This is a genomic window from Ruegeria sp. CDSC068 (genome assembly GCF_059610545.1).
Genome location: NZ_JBXWNV010000002.1, coordinates 440,359 through 455,076 on the forward strand (window position 1 = coordinate 440,359; position 14,718 = coordinate 455,076).

Consider the following 14,718-nt stretch of genomic DNA (forward strand, 5'->3'; position numbering starts at 1 on the left):
CCGCCACCTCAGTGTGAGAAAGGTTCTGAAATGCTCTATTGGTTGACCGCCCTGTCGGACGGAGGAGATTTTTTCAACCTCTTCCGCTACATCACGTTTCGCGCAGGCGGCGCCTTTTTGACCGCGCTGATTTTCGGTTTTCTCTTTGGCAAACCGCTGATCAACGTGCTGCGCAAAAAGCAGGGCAAGGGCCAGCCGATCCGGGATGATGGGCCCGAAGGGCATTTTTCGAAGGCGGGCACACCGACGATGGGCGGGCTGCTGATCGTGGGCGCGCTGATGACATCGACATTGATCTGGGCGCGGTGGGACAATCCCTATGTCTGGATGGTTCTGTTTGTAACGCTGGCCTATGCGGCGATCGGGTTTGCTGATGACTATGCGAAGGTGTCGAAACAGAACACCAAGGGCGTTTCGGGTAAAATGCGTATGGCACTGGGGGTTATCATCGCAGTTCTGGCCTCGGCCTGGGCCACGCTGCACCATCCCGAGGCCCTGCAGAACCAGCTGGCGCTGCCCATTTTCAAGGATACACTGATCAATCTGGGCATGTTCTACATACCCTTCTCGATCGTAGTGATCGTAGGTGCAGCCAACGCTGTGAACCTGACCGATGGTCTGGATGGTCTGGCCATCATGCCGGCGATGATTGCGGCTTCGACGCTGGGAGTGATTGCCTATGCCGTTGGACGGGTCGACTTTACCGAATACCTGGATGTCCATTACGTGCCCGGAACAGGTGAGATTTTCGTCTTTACCTCGGCCCTGTTCGGTGCCGGTCTTGGCTTCCTTTGGTACAACGCGCCACCAGCTGCGGTGTTCATGGGCGACACCGGATCGCTGGCTCTGGGCGGTGCATTGGGTGCCATCGCGGTAGCCACCAAGCACGAACTGGTTTTGGCGATTGTAGGTGGTTTGTTCGTGGTCGAAGCGCTGAGCGTGATCATCCAAGTGCTGTATTTCAAACGTACTGGACGTCGGGTGTTCCTGATGGCGCCGATCCATCACCATTACGAGAAAAAGGGCTGGGCAGAGCCGACGATCGTGATCCGGTTCTGGATCATCTCGCTAATCCTGGCAATGATCGGTCTGGCAACGCTGAAAGTCCGGTAACGCTCCCGTCAGGTTCGGCGGACCTGCGGTCCACCTGTCACCTGTTGGGCCCGGCTCGCGCTGAAGCGCGAGCCTTTTGCCACCCTTGCCATCGGTGATTTCTTCGGTGCAGTGTGGCGGCCAAATTTAAGTCACTAAAAGGTAGGCAGTATGATCCCGGTCAAAGGGTTTTCAGGGCAGAAGGTTGCGGTTCTGGGGCTTGGCCGGTCGGGGCTGGCCACGGCGCGTGCCCTGCAGGCAGGTAAAGCTGAGCCTGTGTGTTGGGATGACAACCCTGCCGCCCGGGAAGTGGCTGAGGCTGAAGGGTTCGTCTGTGCCGATCTGCGCCGTCATGGAGCGTTTGACGATATCGCCACGCTGATCGTTTCGCCCGGTATTCCTCATCTCTATCCTGACCCCAATCCAATTGTGGCTGCGGCGCTTGAGGCCGGTGTCCCGGTCGATAACGACATCGGGCTGTTTTTCCGATCCTTTGCAGGGCCTGAGTGGAACAATTATGACTCTCCGCCGCGTGTGATCGCGGTGACCGGGTCGAACGGGAAATCGACCACCGCGGCTTTGATCCACCATATCCTGACCGAAGCCGGGCGCGAGGCACAGCTGGCGGGTAATATCGGTCGTGGCGTGCTGGATATTGATCCGGGTGGTGACGGTTCGGTCGTTGTGCTGGAGCTGTCCAGCTATCAAACAGAACTGGCCCGGGCCCTGACCCCGGACGTGGCCGTTTTCACCAACCTGTCGCCCGACCATCTTGACCGCCACGGCGGGATGGGGGGCTATTTTGCCGCCAAGCGTCGGTTGTTCGCCGAAGGTGGCCCGGACCGCGCCGTGATTGGCATTGACGAGAAAGAGGGCGCGTTTTTGGCCGGTCAACTGGCAGAGGGCCGCGCAGACGATCGGGTTATCCGGGTGTCGGTTGCGCGCAAACTGACGGGACCCGGATGGCAGGTGTTTGCGCGTAAAGGGTTCTTGTCGGAATACCGTAAGGGACGGCAAGCAGGTTCGATTGACCTGCGCGGAATCACGGGCCTTCCCGGCGCGCATAACCACCAAAACGCCTGTTCAGCTTATGCCGCCTGTCGCGCGCTTGGGCTGGCACCGCGCGTAATCGAAGACGCGCTGCACAGCTATCCGGGCCTGCCGCATCGCAGTCAGATCATCGCCGAGGTAGGCGGTATTACTTATGTGAATGACTCAAAAGCCACCAATGTGGACAGCGCTCTCAAGGCGTTGAGCGCCTTCAGGAAGGTCCGCTGGGTCTGTGGGGGGCTTGAGAAGGAAGGCGGTGTCGCCGCTCTGAACGCAGCCGCAGACCAGGTGGTCAAAGCTTATGTCATTGGTCGCGAGGCCGCGAGTTTCGCCATGCAACTTAAGGCTGATGCGCTGGTTTGCACCACCATGTCCGAGGCTGTTGAGCAAGCCATGAAGGATGCCCAACCCGGCGAGACAGTCCTGCTTGCGCCGGCCGCGGCCAGTTTCGACCAATACGACAATTTCGAGCAGCGCGGAGAGGACTTTGTAGCGGAAGTCAGGCAACGGCTTCCGGAATAGCCATTTGCAATAGACCGCCGGTTGGGCCAAGCTGCGATGCTATCAGCTTGACGCGCCATCATTATTGGTTTTGCTTGCCTGCAAATTCAACACGAGGTTATGACTATGCCATTTCGTAAGTTTTCTCTGATCCTGCCTGCCATTCTCGTTGCCGGTGCCTGCACCAACACAGGTGCCAATTATCAACCAATCGTCGACGGCCCGATCGGCCCGAACTACAACGTAGACCTTCAGCAGTGCCAACAACTGGCGGCATCACAAGCCAGCGTTGATGGCTCTACCGCAGGAAACGCAGCGATAGGCGCGGCAGGTGCGGCGGCTGTAACCGGGATTGTTCAGGACAGCAGCGACAATCTGGGCCGTGCGGCAGTTGCCGGTGCGCTTGTTGGCGCCGGCGCTGACGTGATCAACAAAAACCAGAACAAAGAAGTAATCGTGCGCAACTGCATGCGCGGACGTGGCTACAACGTCGTCGGCTAACTCTGCCCGGCGATTGCAATACCTGCGGCGTGGCCCGAGGACCACGCCCATTGGAAGTTGTAACCGCCCAGCCAGCCGGTGACATCCACCGCTTCGCCAATCGCATAGAGGCCGGGGATATCCCTGGCCTCCATCGTTTTTGACGATAGGCTATCAGTGTCGACCCCGCCCAGCGTCACCTCGGCTGTACGATACCCTTCGGTGCCCGAGGGGGTAAGCTGCCAGTCGGACAGTGCTGCGATCAGTTCGGACAGCGCGGCGTCCGACTGATCGGCCAGATTGCCTGGCATGGGGATATGATGGCTCAGGTACTCGACCAGACGCCCGGGCAGGTGGCGCGCCAGTTCCGTGGTCAGCGCCTTGCGTCCGCCGCTTTGCCGCTGATCCCGCAGCAAACCAAACAGCGGCAGATCCGGGATCAGGTTTACGCGGACCGCCTCGCCTTCGCGCCAATAGGAAGACAACTGCAGAACCGATGGTCCACTAAGCCCGCGATGGGTGAACAGCAAAGCCTCGTCAAAGCTGGTCCGGTCATTCGACAGCCGCGCGGGTAGGGATACGCCAGACAGGTCCTTGAATTTGCCATCCGAAAACGTAAACGGCACGAGCGCGGCCCGCGTTTCGGTTATCGTTAGTCCGAACTGGCGCGCAATCTCATAGGCCAGCCCGGTCGCGCCCATCTTGGGGATCGACTTGCCGCCAGTAGCCAGCACGAGGTTGGTGCAGCTCAGGTTATGCCGCTGCCCTTCACGTTCGAGGTCCACAGCAAATCCGCCATCGGTCTTGCGCAGGTTCTTCAGTTCAGTCCGAACCCACAATTCCGCCCCGGCGCGCTCCATCTCATCCAGCAACATTTGGATGATCTGTTTTGATGACCCATCGCAGAACAGTTGCCCCAGCGTTTTCTCATGCCACGCGATGCCGTGTCGACCGACCAGATCAATGAAATCCCACTGCGTGTACCGCGCCAGCGCGGATTTGCAGAAATGCGGATTCTGCGACAGGAAGTTTCCCGGTCCCGCATACATGTTGGTGAAGTTGCAGCGCCCACCGCCCGAGATACGAATTTTCTCTCCGGCAGCCTTGGCGTGGTCGATCACCAAAACGCGCCCGCCGCAATGGGTGGCGCACATCATACCGGCTGCACCGGCGCCAAGGATGATCGTGTCATAGGTCATGTGCTGCGCATGGCTTGGATCGCAAAGGAAGGCAAGGGGTCAAAGTCTCAGATGAACGATCCAGAATTTTGTCTTGAGCTCAACCTAGCTTGAGGAATTACAAGCAAGTTTATGACGCCAAACAGTGCAGTGCTTTTGAGGGTGCTTAAATGGATTTGAAAAACTACTTGGACCGAATAGCGTATTCGGGCGACCTAAAGCCAGATCGGGTGACGCTCGACAATCTCTTCGCGGCCCAACTAAGGATGGTTGCTTTCGAAAATATCGATCAACAATTGAGGGTTCCGGTTTCGTTTGATCAGAACGACGTGTTTGAAAAAGTCGTTGCGCGGAAACGTGGCGGATGGTGTTTTGAGCTAACCTCTCTTTTCAGTTGGGTACTGCAGGAAATCGGATTTGAGGTGTCATACTTGGCTGGATACGTCGGCCCGGACAAACCTTCTCCAGATCAGGCACCGGATCATATGCTTTTGAAGGTCAAATGTGATGAGCATTTGCTTGTTGATGTTGGATTTGGTGGCGCGATGTCTACTCCAATCCCGCTTGAACCATTCACGGGATTGCAGCAGCCCTACAATATTTCGTTAACCGCCCAGAAAGATGGCTTTGTTCAATATTCAGAAAGCGCAGGCGGAGGGGAAACAGGCTATTGGTTTACTCAGGAAAGTGTCGAACCAAGCGTGTTTCAGTCTGCCAGTCGACATTTGCAGACCGATCCCAACTCGCCATTTCTACGCACCCTGACCGCGCAAAGGCGTTATACCAACAGGCATATTATACTACGCGGTCTGGTGATGAGGACGATTGATACTATGGGAATACGTGAGGAAACCGTTTCGACACCAAAGGAGTTGGTTGACTGCCTGAAGTATGACTTTGGCCTGAATGTCCCGGCGGTTGCTGAAGTCTGGCCCAAGATCAAGAAACGTCATGACGAGCTTTTTCATGATAAAGTCCGGTAGGTGTTCCGCCGCTCAGCCGCAACGATGAGCAGATTTCTCCATCCTTATTCATTCCGCTAGCCCAAACGCAAAAATCCCTGTAGACTCTCAATCAGATCCCGAAAAAACGGGACGTTAACGAGGCAGATAGTGGCGGTATCTCATGACTGAGATGGTGTATGGCGCGGTCCAGGACCAGCGCGGAGAACCGATTCTTCCGAAATGGTGGCGGACGATTGATCGCTGGACGATGTCCTGCGTTCTGATCTTGTTTGTCATCGGTTTGTTGCTGGGGCTGGCCTCATCACCGCCGCTGGCAGGGCGCAACGGGTTTGATCCGTTCCACTATGTCGAAAGGCAGGCGCTGTTCGGCGGACTGGCGCTGATTGCGATGCTGCTGACGTCGATGATGTCGCCGACTTTGGTGCGCCGTTTGGCAGTACTTGGATTCCTTGCCTCGTTTGTGGCGCTGGCCTTTCTGCCCGTCTTCGGAACGGATTTCGGAAAAGGGGCGGTGCGCTGGTACTCGCTGGGCTTCGCATCTTTGCAGCCGTCGGAATTTCTGAAACCAGGATTTGTCGTCGTGGCCGCGTGGCTGCTGGCTGCGTCGCAACAGATCAACGGCCCCCCGGGTCGGTTGTGGTCATTTGCGTTGTGCATTGCAATTGTGGCGATGCTGGTTTTGCAACCGGACTTCGGTCAGGCCTGCCTGATCCTGTTTGGATGGGGTGTGATGTACTTTGTGGCCGGTGCGCCGATGCTGCTGCTGGTTGGCATGGCGGGCGTCGTTGTCCTGGGGGGTATGTTCGCCTATTCGAATTCGGAACACTTTGCCCGCCGTATTGATGGCTTCTTGAACCAGGAGGTCGACCCTACCACCCAGCTTGGCTATGCCACGAACGCCATCCGCGAAGGCGGTCTGTTCGGTGTCGGCGTGGGTGAGGGGCAGGTGAAGTGGTCCTTGCCCGATGCCCATACGGATTTCATCATCGCCGTGGCGGCCGAGGAATACGGGCTGATCCTGGTGCTGATCATCATCGCGCTGTATTCACTGATTGTTGTACGCTCGCTTCTGCGGCTGATGCGGGAACGTGACATGTTCATCCGATTGGCCGGGACTGGTCTGGCCTGCATGTTCGGCGTTCAGGCCATGATTAACATGGGTGTGGCTGTGCGCCTGCTGCCAGCCAAAGGTATGACGCTGCCCTTTGTCAGCTATGGTGGTTCGTCGCTGATTGCGGGTGGTATCGCGGTCGGCATGTTGCTGGCGTTCACCCGAAGCCGCCCACAGGGCGAACTTGGCGATATTCTGCGCGGAAGAGGATAATGGGGACACCTTACCTGTTGATAGCGGCGGGCGGCACCGGGGGCCACATGTTCCCGGCGCAAGCGCTGGCTGAAGCGATGCTGAAGAAAGGCTGGCGTGTGCGCCTGTCTACGGATGAGCGTGGCGCGCGTTACACTGGTGGCTTTCCGCAAACGGTCGAGATTGTGGAAGTTGCCTCGGCTACTTTTGCGCGCGGCGGTCTTGCGGCCAAGGCAATGGCTGGACCCAAAATCGTGGGCGGCGTTGCCAGTATGGCCTTTCAGATGACACGGGACAAACCGGATGTCGTGGTCGGCTTTGGCGGATATCCGTCAATCCCGGCGCTGGGGGCGGCCACTATGCTGAAACTTCCCCGCATGATCCACGAACAGAACGGGGTCCTGGGTCGCGTTAATCAAGTTTTTGCCACACGCGTTGCCAATGTGGCCTGCGGTGCTTGGCCGACAGATCTGCCCGAAGGCGCGCACGGAATCCACACCGGCAACCCGGTTCGCGCGGCAGTTCTGGAACGTGCGGCAGCAGGATACATTCCGCCTGGCGACTATCCGATGTCGATCCTTGTAATGGGTGGCTCTCAAGGCGCTCGCATCCTCAGCGATGTTGTCCCCGGAGCAATCGCAGCCTTGCCTGACGATTTGCGCAGCCATATACGCGTTGCACATCAGGCCCGCGACGAAGATGGGGAACGTGTTACGGCATTCTATGCCGAGCATGGCATTCGGGCGGAGGTCAAACCTTTCTTTGACGACGTTCCGCGTCGCATGTCGGATGCACAACTTGTCATCAGCCGGTCCGGCGCATCCAGTGTGGCGGATATCTCGATCATCGGACGTCCATCGATCCTGATCCCGTTTGCCGCAGCCGCAGGCGACCATCAGACCGCCAATGCGCGAGGATTGGTTCAGGCAGGCGGCGCGATCATGATCCCGGAAAACGCACTTGACGTTCCCGCGCTTGCAGAGCAAATCAGCGCCGTTCTTACCAACCCCGAAGCCGCCCAAAAGATGGCCCATGCCGCCCTCTCGACCGGTGCCCCCGACGCGACTGAACGTCTGACGGCCCTTGTCGAACAACTGGCGCAGAAGGAGACCACATGAATCCTGCAACCAAACTGCCGCAAGACGTAGGGTCGATTCACTTTGTGGGGATCGGCGGGATTGGGATGTCGGGCATTGCCGAGGTTTTGCTGAACCTCGGTTACCGCGTGCAGGGGTCCGACCTGAAGGCGTCCAAGATCACTGATCGTCTTGCGAGCCTTGGGGCGGAGATATTTGTCGGCCAGCGTGCCGAAAACCTTGAAAACGCGGCCGTTGTCGTGGTGTCGACCGCGATCAAGCCAGGCAACCCCGAGCTGGACGGCGCCCGAGCGCAAGGCCTGCCGGTTGTTCGTCGCGCCGACATGCTGGCCGAGCTGATGCGCCTGAAATCCAACATCGCCATTGCCGGAACCCACGGCAAGACCACCACGACCACCATGATGGCCGAGCTAATGGTGGCCGGCGATTTCGATCCGACCGTCATCAATGGCGGCATCATCCACGCCTACGGTTCGAACGCACGGATGGGGCAGGGTGAATGGATGGTGGTCGAGGCCGACGAGTCCGACGGTTCGTTCAACCGACTGCCCGCGACCATTGCCATTGTTACGAATATCGACCCTGAGCATATGGAGCATTGGGGTGACTTCGACCAACTGCGCGACGGGTTCTACGAGTTCGTATCAAACCTGCCATTCTACGGTCTGGCTGTGTGCTGCACGGACCACGCCGAAGTGCAGACGTTGGTTGGACGTATCACCGACCGCCGTGTCCGGACCTATGGGTTCAACGCGCAGGCCGATGTGCGCGCCTTGAACCTGACCTACAAGGGCGGCATTGCGCATTTCGACATCCACCTTCAATACGAAGACAAGGTGATCGAAGGCTGCACATTGCCGATGCCCGGCGACCACAATGTCTCGAACGCGCTGTCTGCAGTGGCCGTTGCCCGCCATCTGGGCATGAAGGCCTCTGAAATCCGCGATGCGCTGGCCAATTTCGGTGGCGTCAACCGCCGCTTCACCAAAGTCGGAGAGGTCGATGGAGTTACCATCATCGACGATTACGGCCACCACCCGGTAGAAATCGCAGCCGTTCTAAAAGCCGCGCGTCAGGCAACCGACGGGCGCGTTATCGCCGTGCACCAACCGCACCGGTACTCGCGCCTGTCCAATCTGTTTGACGATTTCTGCACCTGCTTCAATGACGCGGACGTTGTCGCCATCGCCGATGTTTTCTCTGCCGGAGAGGACCCGATCGAAGGAGCCAGTAGAGATGATCTGGTGCAGGGCCTGATCCGTCACGGCCACCGCCACGCGCGTGCATTGCTGAACGAAAACGATCTGGAGCGCCTTGTGCGCGAACAGGCCCGCCCCGGCGATATGGTCGTCTGTCTCGGCGCTGGTACGATCAGCACTTGGGCCAACGGGCTGCCAGAAAGGCTGCGACAAAAACAAGCCGTTTGATGGAATGGACTCTCTAGCATTGCAACTTTAAAGTGTGATGTTGCAGTTGCAGCAATGATCGTCCTCGGAGGGGCAGTTGGTATATTCAGTGCTTTTTGCTGGCTTGTGGGTTTTGGCCTCAACGGTCGTGGCTATGCTGCCGATGCGCCTGCAATTTCCGCCGGGCGTTGTGCTGTTCATTTCGGCACCTGCGCTGATCGTCTGGTTAGGCCATGACTTTGGCTGGTTTTTTTCGGTGCTGGCCTTTGCCGCCTTTGCATCCATGTTCCGCAATCCCATTCGCTATTACTGGCGCCGCTGGACCGGGCAGGAGGTCGAGGAATGAATTTGTCGATCGCCCTCGCTGCGCTTTGGGGAATTTCGGCGAATGTGCTGGCGATGATCCCCAGCAAGGACAACCACTGGACGCGCGCCTATGTTTTGATCGCTGTGGGGATTCCGATATTGGGTTACGTCACCTTGCAAAACGGCCCATGGATTGGACTGATCGTTTTGGCCGCAGGAATGTCGGTACTGCGTTGGCCGGTGATCTATTTGGGGCGGTGGGTACGGCGGATGGGGCGCAGTTTTGAATGACAGCTGCATTAATCGCCTTATGTTTCCTGGGTGTTGTTTCTTTTCTTGCCACTACAACCGTCGCCCATTCGTTGTTTAGGGGCGGATTTGCGTGGATCGTGATTGTGGCAATCGTGGTATCAGCTATGAGCATCGCATATCTCTTCCCCTCTGGTAACGACGGCCCGCCAGAAGACGCTGATTTTTTGGCGGTCATTTTGACGTGGTCATTGGTACTTCCCGCTCTGGCGGGAGCCATCTTAGGCGGGTTGATTGGTGCCCTTAAGAAGATGCGGGATAATCATTGATCATTGTTTGTTCGAAGGATGACATCCACGAAAGCCAGTTATAGAAGAGGCCGATGACACTTACTTCATTCCCGGTTCGCGGTAGACTTACCGAGCAGAGATCCCTCAATGATCTGACATGGCTGCGCGTTGGCGGTCCGGCGGATTATCTGTTCCAGCCAGCTGACATAGAAGACTTACAGAGTTTCCTGAGTGGGTTACCCGCAGATATTTCGGTTTTCCCGATGGGGGTCGGGTCAAACCTGATTGTGCGTGATGGCGGTCTGCGCGCGGTTGTGATCCGATTGGGGCGCGGGTTCAATGCTATCTCGGTAAAGGGAAACATCGTTACCGCCGGAGCAGCTGCGTTGGATGCGCATGTGGCGCGCAAGGCGGCGGATGAGGGTGTGGACCTGACCTTTTTGCGTACCATCCCGGGCTCAATTGGCGGTGCGGTGCGGATGAACGCAGGGTGTTATGGCAGCTACACGGCGGACGTGCTGCGCAAGGCGACCATTGTTACCCGGCAGGGAGAGCTTGTGGAACTGACTCCGGAAGACCTGAATTTTCGTTATCGCCAGTCCGATCTGCCCGAAGGCGCGGTGCTGATCTCGAGCACTTTCGAAGGTCCATCCGGCGATCCGGAAGAGCTGCACGCCCGGATGTCCGCGCAGTTGCAAAAACGCGACGAAACACAGCCGACCAAAGACCGCAGCGCCGGGTCAACCTTCCGCAACCCGGCAGGGTTTTCTTCGACCGGGCGGGCGGATGATGTGCACGACCTCAAGGCATGGAAGGTCATTGACGATGCGGGCATGCGCGGCGCGACGCGCGGCGGCGCACAGATGAGCGAAAAGCACTCGAATTTCCTGATCAATACCGGTGATGCCTCTGCCGCGGACCTCGAAGGTCTGGGCGAAGAGGTGCGAAAAAAGGTTTACGAAACAAGCGGCATCACGCTAGAGTGGGAAATCATGCGGGTCGGTGATCCGTTGACAAAATAAGGCCCTGACCGTCAGACCATAACAGGCAAATTAAGGCGACGGATCAAGGAGATAAACGCAGTACGGACCACCACATAAGGTCCGGGGACATTGAGGCGCACGTTGGGTATGTCGAGCAGGACAAACCCCAAAGTGGCGGTATTGATGGGTGGACCCTCGAAGGAACGCGAGGTGTCTCTCAGCTCTGGGCGCGAATGCGCGGCCGCCCTTGTGGGAGAAGGCTTTGAAGTAGTTGAGCTGGACGCAGGTCCTGACCTCTATGCGCGCCTTTTGGAAATCAAACCAGACGTTGTGTTCAACGCCCTGCATGGCCGCTGGGGTGAGGATGGCTGCGTTCAGGGTCTGCTGGAATGGATGCGCATTCCGTACACGCACTCTGGTGTTCTGGCCTCGGCGCTGGCGATGGACAAGCAGCGCAGCAAAGAGGTGTTTGAGGCCGAGGGCCTACCCGTTGTTGCCAGCGTGATCGTACCAAAGGTTGAGGTAGTTAAGGTTCATGTGATGGAGCCCCCTTACGTGGCCAAGCCCAACAACGAAGGCTCCAGCGTTGGGATCTACATCGTGCATGAAGGGTCTAATGGCCCTCCGCAGCTGTCGCATGAAATGCCCGATCAGGTTATGGTCGAGAAATACATTGCCGGGCGCGAGTTGACCGTGACGGTGATGAACGACAAGGCCGTAACGGTTACCGAGATCATGACCGATGGCGGTTGGTATGATTATGACGCCAAGTACAAGCCCGGCGGATCGTGGCATGTTTTGCCCGCTGACGTACCGACCGAGATTTTTGACCTGTGCATGGACTACGCATTGCGCGCTCATTCTGCGCTGGGATGCAAGGGCGTAAGCCGTACGGATTTCCGCTGGGATGACAGTATGGGTGCCGATGGGCTTTTCCTTCTCGAGACCAACACTCAGCCCGGCATGACGCCGACGTCCCTGGTGCCTGAACAGGCCGCACATCTGGGGATGAGTTTCGGGCAGCTTTGCGCCTGGATGGTGGAGGACGCATCATGCGACCGCTAAGAGCCACCCGAGCGCCTGTGGTTCAGCGGCCCAAGCAACTGGCCGGTCCCGATGCCGAATTCGAATCCGGCGCGCGTACCGGAGCCGAACCCAAATTGCGGTTGCGCGGAATGTTTGGCCGCAAGGGCGATCGCCTCGACCCGGCCCCGTCTCGTCTCAGCTACCGCTTGCAGCGCTGGATGCTGACGCGGGGCGTTCGGCGCAGCCTAAAGATTGGCCTGCCGGTATTTGCCGTTTGCGCCGCAATTGGCATTTATTTCGGTTCGCAGGAGCGTCGCGATGCGGTGGTGGCCTATGTCATCGACATCAAAACCTCGATCCAGCAACGGCCAGAGTTCATGGTCAATCTGATGGCCATTGACGGGGCAGGGACCAACCTGTCCGAGGATATTCGTGAGGTCGTACCGCTGGATTTCCCTGTCAGCTCATGGGATCTGGATGTTGAGCAAATCCGCGACACGATTACCGGGCTGAATCCGGTCAAATCCGCCACGGTACGGGTGCGCCCGGGCGGCATTCTGCAGGTGGATGTTGTCGAGCGTCAGCCCGTCATCGTCTGGCGTACGCGCCGTGGGATCGAATTGCTGGATGAGACCGGCGCGCATGTGGAACGCATCGCGTCGCGCAAGGATCACTCTAATTTACCTCTGATCGCGGGCAAAGGTGCAGACGGTCACGTAGGTGAGGCGCTTGAATTGCTGACAACCGCCCGCAGCCTCGGCGGTCGTGTGCGCGGATTGGTCCGGATTGGTGAACGTCGCTGGGACCTGGTTATGGACCGCGGCCAACGCATCATGTTGCCAACCGAACGCCCCGTACGCGCGTTGGAACGCGTTCTGGCCGTGAATGAGGTGCAGGACCTTTTGGAACGCGACGTCGCGGTGGTCGACATGCGCCTTGGGCAACGTCCGACAATAAGAATGACCAAAGCTGCCAGCGAAGACTGGTGGAATACAAAAGTGACAGTGGGTAGCGAGCAGTAACGACCATGATGACCGATCTTTATCAGTCCCAGCGCGCCATGCGGCAGATGCGCAGACAAGCCATGCAACGCGGTGTTGTCGCCATTCTAGATGTTGGCAGTTCCAAGATTGCCTGTCTTGTATTGCGCTTTGACGGGACCGGCCGCCTGACCGAGGACAACACCATCGGGTCGATGGCCGGGCAGACCGGGTTCCGGGTGATTGGTGCTGCGACCACACGGTCGCGGGGCGTTCAATTTGGCGAAGTCACCGCCATGCAGGAAACGGAACGGGCGATCCGAACCGCCCTGCAGGCGGCGCAAAAGATGGCCGATATCCGGGTCGATCATGTGATAGCCAGCTTCTCGGGTGCGAACCCGCGCTCTTACGGGTTGGACGCGCAGGTCGATCTTGAGGGTCAGGTCGTGACCGAGGCAGAGGTTGGCCGTGTCCTGAACGCCTGTGATGTGCCGGACTACGGGGCAGGGCGCGAGGTGTTGCATGCCCAACCGGTAAACTTCGCTTTGGACAACCGCTCAGGTCTGATCGACCCGCGCGGCCAAATGGGGCAGAGCCTTGCCGTCGACATGCACATGCTGACCGTCGACGCAACTGCGATCCAAAACATCGTGCGCTGCATCAAACGCTGCGATCTGGAATTGGCCGGAATTGCAAACTCGGCCTATGTGTCTGGTGTTTCCGCCTTAGTCGAGGATGAGCAGGAACTGGGCGCGGCCTGTATCGACATGGGTGGCGGCACGACCAGCGTGTCGATCTTTATGAAAAAGCACATGATCTATGCCGATTGCGTGCGCATGGGTGGCGATCACGTAACCTCGGACATTTCGATGGGGTTGGGTATCCCGGCCTCGGTGGCTGAGCGGATTAAAACCTTTAACGGCGGGGTTCACGCAACTGGCGCGGATGATCGGGACCTGATCGACATCGGTGGGGATACTGGCGACTGGGAACATGATCGCCGCACCGTCAGCCGTGCTGAACTGATCGGGATTATGCGTCCCCGTGTGGAAGAGATCCTTGAAGAGGTGCGTGTTCGTCTGGATGCCGCCGGGTTCGAGCACATGCCGAGCCAGCAGATCGTCCTGACCGGCGGCGGCAGCCAGATCATGGGACTGGACGGACTGGCCACCCGCATCCTTGGGCAGCGCGTCCGCCTTGGCCGGCCGCTGCGTGTGCATGGTCTACCGCAATCGGCGACCGGGCCGGGGTTCTCCTCCGCAGTGGGGCTTAGCCTGTTTGCAGCGCACCCACAGGACGAATGGTGGGACTTTGAAATCCCTGTCGACACCTATGCCGCGCGCCCGTTCAAGCGGGCCGTGCGTTGGTTCCGTGACAATTGGTAAGCTAGGGGTCGCAGCGCTGCTGGCCCTGACACCGCTGACCACTCAGGCGCAAACCCGGATCACCCCTGAGGCATTTCTGGATGCGGTTCTGGGCAAAACCGTCGACTTTCATGACTTTCGCAGCGGCGACCTTGTTGGCACCGAAGAATTTCTCAGCTCCACCGTGTCGGTTTGGCGCCGAGAAGGAAGAGGGTGCGTTTATGGGCATATCACAACGCCGAACGGGCAAATCTGTTTTCTCTATGATGATGAAGTCGAAGGGCCAGCCGTGTGTTGGTGGCCTTTCGAATATAAGGGCAGGTTGATGGTGCGACTGGCCACTTTTGCGGACAGCGAAATCCAGGAGGTGCGCAGCATCACCGAGGACGGTTTGAATTGTCCAAGTGCCCCGATCAGCTAAAGAAATGGGTTGCAGCTGACTCGTTTA

The 14,718-nt window shown here is 58.3% G+C and carries 16 protein-coding genes; 15 read left to right on the forward strand and 1 reads right to left on the reverse strand.

What is annotated here, in order from left to right; genetic code table 11:
• The first annotated feature begins 30 nt into the window (after positions 1-30).
• The 3 genes from mraY (at position 31) to AC2FID_RS06900 (ending at position 3,144) form a co-directional block, all read left to right on the forward strand.
• Positions 31-1,113 carry a phospho-N-acetylmuramoyl-pentapeptide-transferase gene (gene mraY, locus AC2FID_RS06890; protein ID WP_058274330.1) on the forward strand — a complete coding sequence of 361 codons (1,083 nt, stop codon included), beginning with the start codon at positions 31-33 and terminating at the stop codon, positions 1,111-1,113.
• A gap of 150 nt (positions 1,114-1,263) precedes the next feature.
• Positions 1,264-2,664, forward strand: coding sequence for a UDP-N-acetylmuramoyl-L-alanine--D-glutamate ligase (gene murD, locus AC2FID_RS06895; protein ID WP_496835954.1), 1,401 nt, complete (start codon positions 1,264-1,266; stop codon positions 2,662-2,664).
• 105 nt (positions 2,665-2,769) lie between these two features.
• Positions 2,770-3,144, forward strand: coding sequence for a glycine zipper family protein (locus AC2FID_RS06900; RefSeq protein WP_233493524.1), 375 nt, complete (start codon positions 2,770-2,772; stop codon positions 3,142-3,144).
• Here AC2FID_RS06900 and AC2FID_RS06905 read toward each other — a convergent pair.
• On the reverse strand, positions 3,141-4,322 hold the full coding sequence (locus AC2FID_RS06905) for a BaiN/RdsA family NAD(P)/FAD-dependent oxidoreductase (protein WP_496836040.1): 1,182 nt from the start codon (positions 4,320-4,322) through the stop codon (positions 3,141-3,143). The genes AC2FID_RS06900 and AC2FID_RS06905 overlap by 4 nt on opposite strands.
• Before the next feature lie 149 nt (positions 4,323-4,471).
• Between AC2FID_RS06905 and AC2FID_RS06910 the strand changes: the two genes are divergently transcribed.
• From AC2FID_RS06910 to AC2FID_RS06965, 12 genes are all read left to right on the forward strand, one after another.
• On the forward strand, positions 4,472-5,284 hold the full coding sequence (locus AC2FID_RS06910) for an arylamine N-acetyltransferase family protein (protein ID WP_496836042.1): 813 nt from the start codon (positions 4,472-4,474) through the stop codon (positions 5,282-5,284).
• A 142-nt stretch (positions 5,285-5,426) separates the two neighbouring features.
• Positions 5,427-6,590, forward strand: coding sequence for a putative lipid II flippase FtsW (gene ftsW / locus AC2FID_RS06915; protein WP_058279575.1), 1,164 nt, complete (start codon positions 5,427-5,429; stop codon positions 6,588-6,590).
• Positions 6,590-7,687, forward strand: a complete 1,098-nt coding sequence (locus AC2FID_RS06920; RefSeq protein WP_496836044.1) for a UDP-N-acetylglucosamine--N-acetylmuramyl-(pentapeptide) pyrophosphoryl-undecaprenol N-acetylglucosamine transferase — start codon at positions 6,590-6,592, stop codon at positions 7,685-7,687. Before ftsW ends, AC2FID_RS06920 begins: the two co-directional genes overlap by 1 nt.
• On the forward strand, positions 7,684-9,093 hold the full coding sequence (gene murC, locus AC2FID_RS06925) for a UDP-N-acetylmuramate--L-alanine ligase (protein WP_496836046.1): 1,410 nt from the start codon (positions 7,684-7,686) through the stop codon (positions 9,091-9,093). Before AC2FID_RS06920 ends, murC begins: the two co-directional genes overlap by 4 nt.
• A 76-nt stretch (positions 9,094-9,169) precedes the next feature.
• Positions 9,170-9,418 (forward strand): DUF2484 family protein, encoded by a 249-nt coding sequence (locus AC2FID_RS06930; protein ID WP_082649322.1) that lies wholly within the window; start codon positions 9,170-9,172, stop codon positions 9,416-9,418.
• Entirely contained in the window at positions 9,415-9,669 is a 255-nt protein-coding gene (locus AC2FID_RS06935) for a DUF2484 family protein (RefSeq protein ID WP_496695904.1), read from the forward strand. The genes AC2FID_RS06930 and AC2FID_RS06935 overlap by 4 nt, the downstream gene beginning before the upstream one ends.
• Positions 9,666-9,956: a hypothetical protein gene (locus AC2FID_RS06940; protein ID WP_472723265.1), complete on the forward strand. Its 291-nt coding sequence runs from the start codon at positions 9,666-9,668 to the stop codon at positions 9,954-9,956. The genes AC2FID_RS06935 and AC2FID_RS06940 overlap by 4 nt, the downstream gene beginning before the upstream one ends.
• Positions 9,957-10,009: 53 nt before the next feature.
• Positions 10,010-10,939, forward strand: coding sequence for a UDP-N-acetylmuramate dehydrogenase (gene murB, locus AC2FID_RS06945; protein ID WP_496695902.1), 930 nt, complete (start codon positions 10,010-10,012; stop codon positions 10,937-10,939).
• A gap of 102 nt (positions 10,940-11,041) precedes the next feature.
• The gene (locus tag AC2FID_RS06950; protein ID WP_108859453.1) at positions 11,042-11,965 is read left to right on the forward strand and encodes a D-alanine--D-alanine ligase; all 924 of its coding nucleotides are present in this window, start codon (positions 11,042-11,044) and stop codon (positions 11,963-11,965) included.
• Positions 11,953-12,948: a cell division protein FtsQ/DivIB gene (locus tag AC2FID_RS06955; protein WP_496836049.1), complete on the forward strand. Its 996-nt coding sequence runs from the start codon at positions 11,953-11,955 to the stop codon at positions 12,946-12,948. Before AC2FID_RS06950 ends, AC2FID_RS06955 begins: the two co-directional genes overlap by 13 nt.
• A gap of 8 nt (positions 12,949-12,956) precedes the next feature.
• Entirely contained in the window at positions 12,957-14,291 is a 1,335-nt protein-coding gene (ftsA, locus tag AC2FID_RS06960) for a cell division protein FtsA (protein WP_282151894.1), read from the forward strand.
• A complete protein-coding gene (locus AC2FID_RS06965; RefSeq protein ID WP_496836051.1) occupies positions 14,278-14,691 on the forward strand; it encodes a hypothetical protein in 414 nt (137 codons plus the stop codon). Before ftsA ends, AC2FID_RS06965 begins: the two co-directional genes overlap by 14 nt.
• Positions 14,692-14,718: the final 27 nt, after the last annotated feature.

Coding starts and splice junctions, on each gene's coding strand:
- mraY (WP_058274330.1), top strand. CDS start 31: ATGCTCTATTGGTTGACCGCCCTGTCGGACGGAGGAGATTTTTTCAAC.
- murD (WP_496835954.1), top strand. CDS start 1,264: ATGATCCCGGTCAAAGGGTTTTCAGGGCAGAAGGTTGCGGTTCTGGGG.
- AC2FID_RS06900 (WP_233493524.1), top strand. CDS start 2,770: ATGCCATTTCGTAAGTTTTCTCTGATCCTGCCTGCCATTCTCGTTGCC.
- AC2FID_RS06905 (WP_496836040.1), bottom strand. CDS start 4,322: ATGACCTATGACACGATCATCCTTGGCGCCGGTGCAGCCGGTATGATG.
- AC2FID_RS06910 (WP_496836042.1), top strand. CDS start 4,472: ATGGATTTGAAAAACTACTTGGACCGAATAGCGTATTCGGGCGACCTA.
- ftsW (WP_058279575.1), top strand. CDS start 5,427: ATGACTGAGATGGTGTATGGCGCGGTCCAGGACCAGCGCGGAGAACCG.
- AC2FID_RS06920 (WP_496836044.1), top strand. CDS start 6,590: ATGGGGACACCTTACCTGTTGATAGCGGCGGGCGGCACCGGGGGCCAC.
- murC (WP_496836046.1), top strand. CDS start 7,684: ATGAATCCTGCAACCAAACTGCCGCAAGACGTAGGGTCGATTCACTTT.
- AC2FID_RS06935 (WP_496695904.1), top strand. CDS start 9,415: ATGAATTTGTCGATCGCCCTCGCTGCGCTTTGGGGAATTTCGGCGAAT.
- AC2FID_RS06940 (WP_472723265.1), top strand. CDS start 9,666: ATGACAGCTGCATTAATCGCCTTATGTTTCCTGGGTGTTGTTTCTTTT.
- murB (WP_496695902.1), top strand. CDS start 10,010: ATGACACTTACTTCATTCCCGGTTCGCGGTAGACTTACCGAGCAGAGA.
- AC2FID_RS06955 (WP_496836049.1), top strand. CDS start 11,953: ATGCGACCGCTAAGAGCCACCCGAGCGCCTGTGGTTCAGCGGCCCAAG.
- ftsA (WP_282151894.1), top strand. CDS start 12,957: ATGACCGATCTTTATCAGTCCCAGCGCGCCATGCGGCAGATGCGCAGA.